We start from the raw sequence: 14,297 nt of genomic DNA, 5'->3' as shown, positions 1-14,297 counted from the left end.
AAATCTCTATCATAATTAATCTCAATCATTGAAATATTAAATCAATTTATTTATTGCTTTAATATTCTTCTCCTTTTTTTATCTTAAATCGATAATTTTTGGATAGGCTATTAATAAAATAAAATAAATAATTATCTTCTATCTAGAGAAGTAGTTTTTCTAAGTAATTAACATTGCTATCATTGTTTTTTATTATTCAAAATTAATCTAGAAGTCTCGCTTTTGGTTAAATTGCGGTTAAATTTGAATAAGCCAATAGATGTTGTGTTAAACTCCCAAAAAGATTAGTAGCTCAAAAAAACTGCACTGAATTTTTTATATTTTGTAAGTAGATAGATTTTTTTTGCAACAGTTCTCTAAAATATCATATTTAGCTATTAAATTGCAGAATAAGTAATTATTAATATACATTTGAGCTATTGATTATTTCAATTAATGATTTAAATATTTAAGTAATGTTTCTGAATTTTATAGTTCATAAGATAGAGATTCTTTAATATTTTTAGAAGTGTGTGTAATTATAAAAACAAAATTATCGATGTTAAGGAGTTCCCTATGACTGTTTCTACTCTTCCTAACACCAAACCATTGCAGGATGACGAATTACGAAAGATTAACGCCTATTGGAATGCGGCGAATTATCTTTCGGTGGGACAAATATATTTATTAGATAATGCTTTACTCAAACAACCACTGAAATTAGAACACGTTAAGCCCAGACTTTTAGGGCATTGGGGAACTACTCCTGGTTTGAATTTTATTTACGTTCATCTCAATCGAGTAATTAAAAGAGATGATTTAAGTATGATTTATATCGCAGGTCCCGGACATGGTGGCCCTGGTTTGGTTGCTAATACCTATCTTGAAGGAACTTACAGCGAATATTATCCGAATATTTCTCAAGATAGCGAGGGAATGCAAAAACTATTCAAACAGTTTTCTTTCCCTGGTGGCATTCCCTCTCACGTAGCGCCGGAAACTCCCGGTTCCATCCATGAAGGTGGCGAACTCGGTTATTCTGTTTCTCACGCTTACGGTGCGGCTTTTGATAATCCCGATTTGATTGTGGCTTGCGTTGTTGGTGATGGTGAGGCAGAAACCGGTTCTTTAGCAGCAAGCTGGCATTCTAACAAGTTTCTCAATCCCATTCATGATGGTGCAGTGCTGCCGATTTTACACCTCAACGGTTATAAAATTGCCAACCCCACCCTATTAGCTCGGATGAGTCATGAGGAACTGCAAAAATTATTTGAAGGTTACGGTTACAAACCTTATTTTGTAGAAGGTTCCGAACCAGAAGCCATGCATCAATTAATGGCAGCAACCTTGGATACAGCTTTGCATGAAATCCGCGAAATTCAAGAAGATGCGCGTCAAAATGGCTTTAAGCAGCGTCCGCAATGGCCGATGATTATTCTTAGGAGTCCTAAAGGCTGGACTGGACCAAAAGAAGTTGATGGGAAAAAGACTGAAGATTACTGGCGATCGCACCAAGTACCGCTATCAAATATGACAGCAGAACCCGCTCACGTGAAGTTGCTAGAAGAGTGGATGAAGAGCTATAAGCCAGAAGAATTATTTGATGAAAATGGTCAATTGATTGCCGAATTAGCCGAACTTGCACCTCAAGGGAATCGGCGCATGGGCGACAATCCCCATGCTAACGGCGGTATTTTGCTGCGAGAATTGAAAATGCCCGACTTTCGTAACTATGCCGTAGAAGTGGAACCGGGAAATACCATCGCCGAAGCAACCCGCGTTATGGGTAAATTGCTGCGAGATGTGATGAAACTTAATCTCGACACCAAAAACTTCCGTTTATTTGGGCCAGATGAAACAGCATCCAACCGACTTGCTGACGTATTAGATATTACTTCTAGAACTTGGGTTGCAGAAACTTTAGAATACGACGATAACCTAGCCGCAGATGGTCGGGTGATGGAAATACTCAGCGAACATACCTGTCAGGGCTGGTTAGAAGGATACTTGCTTACAGGTCGTCACGGATTATTTTCCTGCTACGAAGCATTTATTCATATTATCGACTCCATGTTCAACCAGCACGCAAAATGGTTGAAAACAACTCGTGATATTTCCTGGCGCAGACCAATTCCTTCCTTAACTTATTTATTAACATCTCACGTATGGCGACAAGACCACAACGGCTTTAGCCATCAAGATCCCGGCTTCATCGACCACGTTGTGAATAAAAAAGCCGAAGTGGTGAGAGTATATTTACCACCCGATGCCAATTGTTTGCTATCCGTAACAGACCATTGCTTGAGAAGTCGTCATTACGTTAACGTAATCGTAGCGGGCAAACAACCGGCGTTGCAGTATCTAAATATGGATGAAGCAATCAAGCATTGCACTACAGGTGTTGGTATTTGGGGTTGGGCTTCTAACGACCAAGGACACGAACCAGATGTAGTAATGGCTTGCGCTGGAGACATTCCCACCTTAGAAACCTTAGCGGCGGTAGATATATTGCGGGATCATTTTCCAGAACTAAAAATCAGGGTAGTCAACGTAGTAGACTTAATGACCTTACAGCCAGAAAACGAGCATCCCCACGGTTTAAGCGATAAAGACTTCGACAGCATCTTCACCACCGACAAACCAATAATTTTTGCCTTTCATGGTTATCCCTGGTTGATTCACCGTTTAACGTATCGTCGCACAAATCACAAAAACCTCCACGTCCGAGGTTACAAAGAAGAAGGAACTACAACCACACCTTTTGATATGGTGGTCATGAATGATTTAGACCGCTTTAACTTAGCAGATGATGCCATTGACAGAGTTCCTCATCTAGGATATAAGGCGGCTCACGTCAAGCAAATGTTGCACGAAAAACTAATCGAACACAAGCAATACGTCCGCGAACACGGCGAAGATATGCCCGAAATTCGCGATTGGAAGTGGGAATATTAAGATTTTGGAAATAGGGCATGGGGCATTGATAATAGGTAATTGGAAATAGTTAGAGTAGCGAGTTAGTAATTATTTCTCCTTTTCTCCCGTCTTCCCCCTCTTCCCCCTCTCTCCATGCCCAATCCCCAATTACTGATTATTTCTTAATTCTTAATAAGAAACGCAAGCAAAACGAAGACAATGTTATAAAGCTATAGAGGTAATAGACGTAATTGTAATTTTAATATCTTACCAACATCACCATAATGACAAGTAGTTCATCCGAGCAAAAATATAATAGGTTAGCGTCGGAAGATGTTTCTGTACCTAGCACGGCTAAAGTTAGGGTAGAAGACGATCGTACTGGTATGAGTGAGGAAACACTCAAGCGTGCCATTGCCGATAGTCTCTATTACGTTCAAGGCAAGGGCGAGTATTTTGCTACTCCCCACGATTACTATATGGCTGTTGCTCATAGCGTTCGCGATCGCATTCTGCAAAGAAGGATTCAAACAGCCAAAACTCATTCTGAGAACGGTGTAAAAACTGTTTATTACCTTTCGGCTGAGTTTTTGATGGGACGCTATACGGGTAATAGTTTAATTAATCTTGGTCTTTACGAAAAAATAAAAACTGTTCTTCAAGAATCGGGCTTAGAATTAGACGATTTATTGGAGCAAGAACACGAGCCGGGATTAGGTAACGGCGGTTTGGGAAGACTTGCGGCTTGCTATCTGGATTCTTTAGCAACCCTGGAAATTCCTGCGGTGGGTTATGGAATTCGTTACGAATTTGGGATTTTCGAGCAAGTTATTCGTAACGGCTGGCAAATCGAAAACCCTGATAAATGGTTGAGTTTTGGTAATGCTTGGGAACTTCCACTTCCGGAATATCGTGTAGAAGTAAAATTTGGCGGTCATACTGAAGTATATAACGATAGAAGCGGACGCTTTCAAGTACGCTGGGTACCGCAACAAAAAATATCAGGAGTTCCTTACGATACCCCCGTGCCCGGTTACGGTGTCGATACGGTAAATATTCTACGGTTGTGGAAAGCAGAAGCAACTCATGAATTTGACTTACAGGCATTTAATGCTGGTGATTACATCGGCGCGGTAGGTAGTCAAATGTTCTCGGAGAATATCTCAAAAGTTCTCTACCCTAACGACGATACAATGCAGGGTAAAGAATTACGCTTGCAGCAGCAATATTTCTTTGTTTCTTGTTCTTTGCAAGATATTCTGCGCCGACATCACAGAATTTTTAACACTCTAGATAATTTGAATGAAAAAGCTGCAATTCAGCTTAATGATACCCATCCTTCAGTTGGTATCGCTGAATTAATGCGTCTGTTAATTGACGAGCATCAAATGTCTTGGGATAAAGCATGGAATATTACTAAAAATACCTTTGCTTATACCAACCATACCTTGTTGCCAGAAGCTTTAGAACGCTGGCCGGTGGAATTGTTTGGTAGATTATTGCCTAGACATTTAGAAATCATCTACGAAATCAACTTCCGCTTTTTGAGTGAAGTTAGAAGACGTTTTCCTGGAGATTTAGAACGCATTTCTCGACTATCTTTGATTGAAGAAGGTGGCGAAAAGAAAGTCCGCATGGCACATTTAGCTTGCGTGGGTAGTTATAAAATCAATGGTGTAGCAGCGCTGCATACCGAATTGCTCAAAAAAGACGTGCTTCACGACTTTTACGAGTTATTCCCAGAGAAGTTTATCAACAAAACAAACGGTGTAACTCCTCGTCGCTGGTTATTAATGGGTAATCCTCGACTATCTCGTCTAATTACTGACAAAATTGGTACGGGATGGATTAAAAATCTTGATGAACTCAGAAAATTAGAAAAATTCTTGGATGACAAAGAGTTCAAAAAAACTTGGCGCGAAATTAAACAAGCAAACAAAGAAGATTTAGCAAAGCTAATCAACAAGTCTACCGGAATTACAGTAGATACTAATTCCTTGTTTGACGTACAGGTAAAACGACTGCACGAATACAAGCGTCAGTTACTCAACGCTTTTCATATCATTACCCTCTACAACCGCATCAAGAAAAATCCGAGCGCTGATATCCAACCTCGGACATTTATTTTTGCAGGTAAAGCAGCTCCGGGCTACTTCATAGCTAAATTGATTATTAAATTAATCAATGCCGTTGGTAGTGTCGTTAATAATGACACTGATGTGGCAGGGCGTTTAAAAGTCGCCTTCATACCAAATTACAACGTATCCTCTAGTCAATTTATCTACGCAGGTGCGGAACTTTCCGAACAAATTTCCACAGCAGGGAAAGAAGCTTCCGGAACTGGTAATATGAAATTTGCTCTCAACGGTTCTTTGACAATTGGAACTCTTGACGGTGCAAACGTTGAAATCCGTGAAGAAGTCGGTGCTGAAAACTTTTTCTTATGCGGCTTAACCACCCCAGAAGTTTACGACTTAAAAGCCAAAGGATATAACCCCAGAAAATACTACGAATCCAATCCCGATTTGAAAGAAGTCATCGACTTAATCATCTGCGGACACTTCTCCGACGGGGATCGCAATTTATTCAAACCTCTTTTGGACTCGCTGTTTAACCAAGACAGGTTTATGTTATTTGCCGATTACCAATCCTACATTGATACCCAGGATCGAGTTTCCCAAGCTTATCAAGATACAGAAGAGTGGACTAAGATGTCCATAATCAACTCCGCACGCATGGGTAAATTTTCTTCAGACAGGTCAATTTGGGAGTATTGTCAAGAAATTTGGAACATAGAACCCTGTGAAATCAAACTCGAGGAATATTCAACTGATAAAGCAGGATTGAAAATATCGTAGTTCTTTAATTAGGGTATGGGGCATAGGGCATAGGGCATAGGGCATTGCTAATAAGTAATAGGGTAGGAATAATATTTATTTTTCCTTCTTCCCCCTCTGCCCCACGCCAGTTGCACATCCAGGGAACCTGATGCAGCACTGGCTCCTCTACCCCCTCTCTTCCCCTTCTGTGCTGTTCCCTTTTACCTTTAACCTCTTGTCATGAAAGTAGCAGTATTTAGCAGCAAAAAATATGACCGCAGCTTTCTTTCAGAAGCGAATTCCGATTATGGTCATGAGCTTGTATTTTTTGAACCAAAATTAAGTAGTGAAACTACTGCACTAGCCGCAGGCTTTCCCGCAGTTTGCGCTTTTATCAACGACCAAATTGATCGCCATACAATAAGTGCGATCGCCGAGCAAGGAACCAAGCTGATTGCTTTGCGTTCTGCGGGTTTTAATAATGTAGATATTAAGGCTGCCACTGACTTAGGAATCACCGTAGTAAGAGTTCCGGCTTATTCTCCTTATGCTGTCGCCGAACATGCGGCAGGATTAATTTTAACTTTAAATCGTAAGTATCATCGCGCTCATAATCGAGTTCGGGAATCAAATTTTTCTCTGAATGGTTTATTAGGGTTTGATTTGCATCATTCCACCGTCGGAATAATTGGTACTGGAAAAATCGGCATGTGTTTTGCCCGAATCATGAAAGGATTTGGCTGTAATGTACTCGCATACGATATTTACCAAAATCCAGAATGTTTAGAGATGGGGGTTCAATACGTAGAATTATCAAAATTACTTGCGACATCAGATATCGTTTCTTTGCACTGTCCTTTGACTCCCGACTCCTATCATATGATTAACGCTGAAACTTTAGAGCAATTTAAATCGGGAGCAATGCTAATAAATACTAGCCGTGGTGGATTGATTGACACAAAAGCAGTAATAGACGCTTTAAAATCACAAAAATTAGGCTATGTAGGTTTAGACGTATACGAGCAAGAAGGCAATTTATTTTTTGAAGATTTATCACAAGAAGTTATCCAAGACGATATATTTCAGCGCTTATTAACATTCCCCAACGTAGTAATTACAGCCCATCAAGCCTTTTTTACCAAAAACGCTCTAGAAAATATTGCTCAAACAACCATTAATAATATTAGTGACTTTGAAAAAAATGGTAAATGCGACAATACAGTTAACAGTTAACAGTTATCAATTATTAAATTTGATTGTAGGGTGTCACTGATTCCCAGCCGGAGACTGGGAATATATTGCTTAAGGCTCTGCCTTTTATCTTCACTGGAGGCAGAGCCTCCTTCAACGGCATTCCCAGGCAGAGCCTTGGAACAAGATTTTCACCCTCTCCCTTTCCTCACCACATCACTAACTACTACAACATTTCAAATAGTAATATTTATTTAATAATTATTTAATTATCGTCTATTTCATTAGTTATAAATTACCAGCATTTTTTAACTAATTGTTTGCTATTTACTGTTTATTTAGAACTGTTTGCTGTTTACTAATTACTAACTGTTAAAACCTAATTCAAAATCATCAATATTGTGACTGAGTTAAAGCTTAGCTGGTCACTTGTCACTGGTAACTAGTATCTGAAAACAGGAGGTAATAAATTGAGTAAATTAAAAGTTGCTATAAACGGATTTGGTCGAATTGGTAGATTAGTATTCCGCGCTGGTATTGATAATCCTAATATCGAGTTTGTTGGCATTAACGACTTAGTACCACCGGAAAATCTGGCTTATCTACTAAAATACGACTCTACTCACGGTAAATTTAACGGAGATATTGAAGCCAAAGAAGACGGTATCGTTGTTAACGGACAGTTTATTCCTTGCATTTCCGTCAGAAATCCAGCCGAATTACCTTGGAGTAAATTGGGCGTAGATTATGTGGTGGAATGCACCGGACTCTTCACAACTTATGAGGGTGCATCAAATCACTTAAAAGCAGGAGCAAAAAGGGTAATAATTTCTGCTCCCACCAAAGATCCAGAACAGGTGAAAACTTTACTTATAGGTGTAAATCACAACTTGTTCGATCCTGAAAAAGACACCGTAGTTTCTAACGCTAGCTGTACTACCAACTGCTTGGCTCCTATCGCTAAAGTTATTAACGATAACTTCGGTTTAGCAGAAGGATTGATGACTACCGTCCATGCCATGACAGCCACGCAACCTACAGTAGACGGTCCTTCCAAGAAAGATTTACGTGCGGGTAGAGGTGCGGCTCAAAACATTATTCCTGCTTCTACAGGTGCAGCAAAAGCCGTAGCTTTGGTATTACCAGAACTTAAAGGAAAACTAACCGGGATGGCATTACGAGTACCTACCCCTGACGTTTCTGTAGTAGATTTAACCTTTAAAACCGAAAACTCTACCAGCTATCAAGAAATTTGCAGCGCTATGAAAGCAGCCGCAGCAGGTCAAATGAAAGGTATTTTAGGTTATACAGAAGAAGCAGTAGTTTCCACTGATTTTCAGGGTAATTTTCATTCCAGTATTTTCGATGCAGGTGCGGGAATAGAATTAAACAGCAACTTCTTTAAAGTAGTCTCGTGGTATGACAACGAATGGGGTTACTCCTGTCGTGTAATTGACTTAATCCTATCTATGGCAGAGAAAGAAGGTATTTTGCAAAATGCAGAAATGGCGGTAGCTTAAAAAGGTTAAAGGTCATAGGTCAAAGGTTAAAGGTTAAGAGTTAGGAGTGAGGAGTTAGGAGTGAGGAGTTATAAATATTTATTTCTCCACACTTTTCCTTATCTCTCCATACCCTATGCCCTATGCCCCATGCCCAATTCCCAAATCCATGCGTAAAACCAAAATCATCTGCACTGTAGGTCCCGCTACATCAACACCCGAAAGTCTAAAAGCTTTAGTAGATGCGGGGATGAATGTAGCTCGGCTAAATTTTTCTCACGGGGATTATCAATTCCACGGTAAAACCATTGAAATTCTCAGAAGTATACCTACTCCTCCGGAAAAACCTGTAGCTTTGATGCAGGATTTATGCGGACCAAAAATCCGTTTGGGTATGCTTCCGGATGCAGGTTTAATAGTGGAAGAGGGAGAAGAAGTTACTTTTGTCGAACAAGAAAAAGGCAACAATATTGATGAGTTGCCTTTACCTATACCAACTTTATTTGCAATGGTTAGAGTTGGCGAACCGATTGCGATTAATGATGGGCGGATTAAGTTGACTGTTATTGATAGAGATGCGGATAAAATTCGCGCCCTTGTCAAAATTGGCGGCAAAATTTCTTCTCGTAAAGGAGTAAATCTACCTCAAACTCATCTCCCGGTTAGTTCGATCACCGAAAAAGATTTATTAGACTTACGCTTCGGCATTCAAAATGATTTAGATTTAGTTGCAGTTTCCTTTGTTCGTTCTCCTGCTGATTTAGAGCCAGCCCGACGAATGATTGAAGCCGCAGATAAAAAAATTCGTATTATTGCCAAAATAGAAAGACGGGAAGCTGTTGAAAACTTTGATGATATTTTAGAAGTCGTTGACGGAATTATGGTAGCCCGTGGTGACTTGGGTGTTGAGGTTCCCTTAGAACAAGTTCCGTTAATTCAAAAAGACATCATTCATCGTTGTAACCGCGCTGGAAAACCTGTTATCACTGCTACACAGATGTTGGAATCAATGATAAATGCTTCCGACCCCACGAGAGCAGAAGTTACCGATGTTGCCAACTCTATAGTTGATGGTACTGATGCTATTATGCTTTCCGGAGAAACAGCAGTTGGTAAATATCCGATTGCAGCTGTTGAGATGATGGGCAAAATAGCCGTAGAAACTGAAAAGTCATTACCCGACGGCACTTTAAAATCATATGCTTACCAAGCTGGTAGTCTTAGCGTTACAGAATCTGTCGCCGAAGCTGTATGTCGTATGGCTTATGAAGTAGGGGCAAAGGCTATTTTATGTCATACTTCATCGGGAGATACGGCAAGATTGGTTTCTAAATATCGTCCCACCACTAGAATAATAGCTCTTACACCCGCAGAAATTTCCTATCGTCAATTAGCCCTTTCCTGGGGAGTTGAACCCTTAATTATCCAGCAGGCTTCTGAGACAGAGCAAATGTTAATTAATCTCATCGAGACAACTGTAAAAATGAGAATTGCTCAACAAGGGGATAAGGTAGTAATTACATCCGGTATACCCGTAGGTAAGCCAGGAAGCACTAGTTTAATCAAGGTACATACTATTGGACAAGCTATTTCGGCCTGATTGGTAATGGGCATAGGGCATGGGGCATGGGGCATTGGGAAAGAAGTTAAGATTTAGAAATTATGAATTTAGAGTTATAAAAGTATCTGTAATCTTTACTGAAGGCATATTGCTTTCTATGTGAGAAAAATTATCATTTCTCCATGCCCAATACCCTATTCCCAATGCCCAAGTATTATGACCAAACTTATATTAATTCGTCACGAACAAAGTACTTGGAATGCTGCTAATCGTTTTAGCGGTTGGGTTGGTGTTCCTCTAAACAAAAGGGGAAGATTGGAAGCGGCTTTAACGGCTCAGACGCTACTATGGCGATTTACAAAGATTGAATAAAGCCGAAACAGCCGAAAAATTAGGTAAAGAATTAGTTCATAAAATGGCGGCGTTTGTTTTCAGTACGTCCCCCTAACGGTAAAACTCTTGAATATAACAATGAATCGAACTGTACCATTTTTCAAAGAACGTATCTTAACTCACCTTAAGAAAGACGATAGCACTCTAGTAGCTGCTCACGGCAACTCTTTGCGATCGATTATAATGGAATTAGATAAACTTAAACCCAAAGAGGTTGCTAATCTAGAATTAGCAACCGGACAACCGATAGTATACGATTTAGATGAATCTGGTAACGTCTCCAATAAGTTGATATTAAAGTAATTACAGGTCAAAGGTTAGAGGTTAAAGGTTAAGAATTTTTACTCCCCCCTCTTCCCCCTCTTCCCCCTCTCTTCCATCTCCCTATCTCCTCATCTTCCCATGCCCAATCCCCCAAAACGGTATGAATTCTTAATAACAATTTAATCAAAGTGCATACAATCCGACAGCCAATATCGTGAATTGATAAATAGAATAGGATTTGCTGCATAAAAAGGAATCTTTAATCGGTAGTTAGGAATTATGCATTAGAAAAATGTATCAATTACCCTCCGGGTTCAGCAGTCGCTCATGGGGGAAACCCCCAAGACTGCGCTGCTTCACCGATTACTAAATTTTGTTAGTAGTAGCAGTATTAAACAAAAAAGCGTCAATCCTCGACACATCGATAAAATTAAACGGAGTAAGTTATGTCCAAAGATTTATTAGAACAATTACGCTCAATGACTGTTGTGGTAGCCGATACTGGTGATATCCAACAGATTGAAAAGTTCAAGCCCCAAGATGCTACCACTAATCCTTCTTTGATTACCGCAGCAGCTCAAATGCCAGAATATCAAGGAATTGTTGATGATACCTTAGCTCAAGCTCAGAAAGATGCTGGTGCTGGTGCAAAAGAAGCAGATGTTGTGAAATTGGCTTTTGAACGTTTAGCCGTGGCTTTTGGTTTAAAAATTCTTCAAATCATCCCCGGCAGAGTTTCTACAGAAGTTGATGCCAGACTTTCTTACGACACCGAAACCACTATTAACGTTGCACGGGAAATTATTAAACAATACGAAGAGAAAGGTGTTTCCCGCGAACGTGTTTTAATCAAAATCGCTTCCACTTGGGAAGGTATTAAGGCTGCCGAAGTTCTTGAGAAAGAAGGTATCCACTGCAACCTAACATTATTGTTCGGCATCCATCAAGCTATTGCTTGTGCGGAATCTGATGTAACTTTGATTTCTCCCTTTGTTGGACGTATTCTTGACTGGTACAAGAAAGACACCGGAAAAGATAGCTACCCTGCTCCAGAAGATCCAGGTGTTCTATCTGTTACTAAGATTTATAACTACTACAAAAAGTTTGGCTACAAAACAGAAGTTATGGGAGCTAGCTTCCGCAATTTAGGCGAAATAACCGAACTTGCCGGTTGTGACTTATTAACCATTGCTCCTAAGTTCTTAGCTGAATTACAAAGCAATAGCAGTGAGTTACCCCGCAAACTTGACGCTAAAAAAGCTTCAGCAATGAACATTGAAAAAATCTCTATGGACAAAGCTACCTTCGAGAAAATGCACGCAGAAGACAAAATGGCTTCTGATAAATTAGACGAAGGAATCAAAGGATTTTCTAAAGCTTTGGAAAATCTAGAGCAATTATTAGCTGAAAGATTAGCCAACCTTGATGGGGAAGCTAAAGTTGCTTAATGCAAATTAGTTAACTGAATTTAGAGATGTTGCAATGCAATATCTCTTTTTTCTTTTTTATACAGCCTATTTCTAGCTAATAGAAAGCAATTAGCCGAATCCGATACCGCTAGACTCTAACACAAATCAAGTATTCCCATATACAAAATTAATATCAAAGGTAATAATTGCTTTTCAAAATCATTTCTACTTTTGATACTACTTTCTTCTTTAAAGTCAATAAATCTGGCATTGCTGAATTGAAGTATGAGTTTATCTTTCTCATATTTACTAGCCCCCTAAATCCCCCAAAATTGGGGAACTTTAAAATACATTTCTCCCCTAAAATTGGGGGTTGGGGGGCTATTCATATTTTCAATCAGCAACACCATAAATCTTAAGCAATAATTGCTAATTGTCTCATATAATACTTTTTATATATAAATTTGAATAATGAAATTCTTTTTAAATAAATTTCAAATTTACAACTATTTATAACTATAATACGGTGCATAGACGAGTATTATATAGTATTAACTTTTTGTCATTCCTCTGAATTTATTTGTCTCAATTGTATTATTAGGCAAGGAATTATCCTTATAGTCAGGATTTACGCACGGACTAGGTGTCTACGTCATTATTCGCTGTGCGTTAGCGGAGCGTCTCCCGGAGGGAGATAGTATTCACCGAAGGTGCGGATCATCGCAAAGCTCTATTTTCCGTTACGAGTGCGTAAGTTCTAATAGTAAAAGATGCGATCGCACCGGAGGGCAAAGCTTGCTCCGGTACATGAAGACGAAGATATTTCTACATCTGACTTAGCATTACAGGTATTAGTCATACACACCCAAGAATATTGGCAGATTGCTCGGGAATGCTACAAGTTAATCGGGCATGAGGCATAGGGCGCGGGAATTGAAAGAATATCATATATCGTAAATATCGATATGCAGACATACGATTATAGATATTAGATAGCCCCATTTATCCTATTTATTTACAATTCATAACTCTCGCTCTCAATTCTTTTTGGGCATCTCTAGTTGCTTAATTTTCCTCACGCTATGCACTATACACAATCTCCTATTCAACAAATGCCCGTCACCATTGATAGGACGAGCATTGTTGAGTTAAGCATATCACATTGAGCTATGGGTCAAGATACTTAAGCAGCATCTACCGTATCCAAATCCCACGTGTAATAACCCAATTTATTTGGAACTCTGGCAAATCTGCCGATACGATAACCTCGGGAAAGTTCCCCAAGTACCATGCTGCGAATCTTCATATCTCTAATCTCTTCGTCATCAAGCGCTCCATAAATCTGTTCGATTATTTCACTCACAGAATAGATTTTCCCCGAATTTTCTTCCAAAAATGAAGAAATAGCATCAATTAGAAACTGACCTTCATACTGAGGAAGCATTGGTATTTTTTTTGTCCTCTGGGGAACTAACTGCTTCTTGGCTTTAGGTCGAGGTTTTTTCGATTTAGATTTGCTACCGGGTGGTACTACCAAACTTAAATCCAAGGTATAACAACCAGGCTCGTCGGGAACAGACTCCCAGTACATTTGTTCTTTGCCGTGAGTGAGAGAAGAATGGACTCTACCTTTAACGACTTTAAATGCAGTTGATTCTAAATCTCCATAGAGCGATCGCACTACGAAATCGATGTGACAAACTTTAGCTCTATTTTCTTCTAAAAGCTGTTTTATAGCTTCTATTCGGGAAATATGGCGAAATTCGGGCAACATCTGAATTTCGGAGCTATTTTTTGCATTATATTTGCTCTTAGAGGATGAAGCTTTTTCAAGTTTAGAAGCTTGAGTGGTTTCATCTTCTTCAATTTCGGGCTGGGTGTCTTCATCATCCGAAGCTGTTGCATCCGGTTCGTCCCCAGTGTCAGGTTCAGACTCCGTATCTTCTCCTTTTTCAACCGAATCGGTTTCTTGAGTGCTACTACCTTTAAGCTGAGATTCCAATGCTTCTTTAGATAGATAGGGAGATGTTTGCGTAATTGCTGTAACATCAAGTATCTCAAGACCAGGGAAGCTTTTACCGTTGATTAAAGCGGAAGAATTAGACAGCAGCGCTTCAACATGAGCCAGCTGAATTCTAGCAGTAGTGACCTTTACCTCGTACTCTTGTACTAAACGAGCATAATATTCTCTCAAACCTAATAGGGGTTCGAGTAAAGCTTGGGGTGGTGTTTCTAAGTTTTGCTGCGACTCTGGTTTCATAGCGTT

The 14,297-nt window shown here is 39.5% G+C and carries 10 protein-coding genes; 9 read left to right on the top strand and 1 reads right to left on the bottom strand.

Features of this window, described 5'->3' with window-relative positions; all coding sequences use genetic code 11:
• Nucleotides 1–555: 555 nt before the first annotated feature.
• From RIV7116_RS09750 to RIV7116_RS35750, 9 genes are all read left to right on the top strand, one after another.
• Nucleotides 556–2,934, top strand: a complete 2,379-nt coding sequence (locus RIV7116_RS09750) for a phosphoketolase (RefSeq protein WP_015118131.1) — start codon at nucleotides 556–558, stop codon at nucleotides 2,932–2,934.
• 245 nt (nucleotides 2,935–3,179) lie between these two features.
• Entirely contained in the window at nucleotides 3,180–5,753 is a 2,574-nt protein-coding gene (locus RIV7116_RS09745) for a glycogen/starch/alpha-glucan phosphorylase (protein ID WP_015118130.1), read from the top strand.
• Between the two features lie 201 nt (nucleotides 5,754–5,954).
• The gene (locus RIV7116_RS09740; protein ID WP_015118129.1) at nucleotides 5,955–6,947 is read left to right on the top strand and encodes a 2-hydroxyacid dehydrogenase; all 993 of its coding nucleotides are present in this window, start codon (nucleotides 5,955–5,957) and stop codon (nucleotides 6,945–6,947) included.
• A gap of 428 nt (nucleotides 6,948–7,375) precedes the next feature.
• The gene (gene gap / locus RIV7116_RS09735) at nucleotides 7,376–8,425 is read left to right on the top strand and encodes a type I glyceraldehyde-3-phosphate dehydrogenase (RefSeq protein WP_015118128.1); all 1,050 of its coding nucleotides are present in this window, start codon (nucleotides 7,376–7,378) and stop codon (nucleotides 8,423–8,425) included.
• Between the two features lie 148 nt (nucleotides 8,426–8,573).
• The gene (gene pyk, locus RIV7116_RS09730; RefSeq protein ID WP_044290846.1) at nucleotides 8,574–10,004 is read left to right on the top strand and encodes a pyruvate kinase; all 1,431 of its coding nucleotides are present in this window, start codon (nucleotides 8,574–8,576) and stop codon (nucleotides 10,002–10,004) included.
• A gap of 177 nt (nucleotides 10,005–10,181) precedes the next feature.
• Entirely contained in the window at nucleotides 10,182–10,337 is a 156-nt protein-coding gene (locus RIV7116_RS36390) for a histidine phosphatase family protein (RefSeq protein ID WP_198287583.1), read from the top strand.
• Nucleotides 10,338–10,436: 99 nt separating this feature from the next.
• The gene (locus tag RIV7116_RS36385) at nucleotides 10,437–10,661 is read left to right on the top strand and encodes a hypothetical protein (protein ID WP_052330800.1); all 225 of its coding nucleotides are present in this window, start codon (nucleotides 10,437–10,439) and stop codon (nucleotides 10,659–10,661) included.
• A 407-nt stretch (nucleotides 10,662–11,068) separates the two neighbouring features.
• Nucleotides 11,069–12,070 (top strand): transaldolase, encoded by a 1,002-nt coding sequence (locus RIV7116_RS09720; protein ID WP_015118125.1) that lies wholly within the window; start codon nucleotides 11,069–11,071, stop codon nucleotides 12,068–12,070.
• A 731-nt stretch (nucleotides 12,071–12,801) separates the two neighbouring features.
• Nucleotides 12,802–12,954 (top strand): hypothetical protein, encoded by a 153-nt coding sequence (locus RIV7116_RS35750; RefSeq protein WP_157229270.1) that lies wholly within the window; start codon nucleotides 12,802–12,804, stop codon nucleotides 12,952–12,954.
• Between the two features lie 260 nt (nucleotides 12,955–13,214).
• Here the strand turns inward: RIV7116_RS35750 and RIV7116_RS09715 are convergent, their stop codons facing one another.
• The gene (locus RIV7116_RS09715; protein WP_015118124.1) at nucleotides 13,215–14,291 is read right to left on the bottom strand and encodes a hypothetical protein; all 1,077 of its coding nucleotides are present in this window, start codon (nucleotides 14,289–14,291) and stop codon (nucleotides 13,215–13,217) included.
• Between the last annotated feature and the right edge of the window lie 6 nt (nucleotides 14,292–14,297).

Origin of the sequence: Rivularia sp. PCC 7116 (genome assembly GCF_000316665.1) — a bacterium.
Lineage (GTDB): Bacteria > Cyanobacteriota > Cyanobacteriia > Cyanobacteriales > Nostocaceae > Rivularia.
Note: the sequence above shows the minus strand (reverse complement) of the source record. Positions and strands in the feature narration are given on the sequence as shown.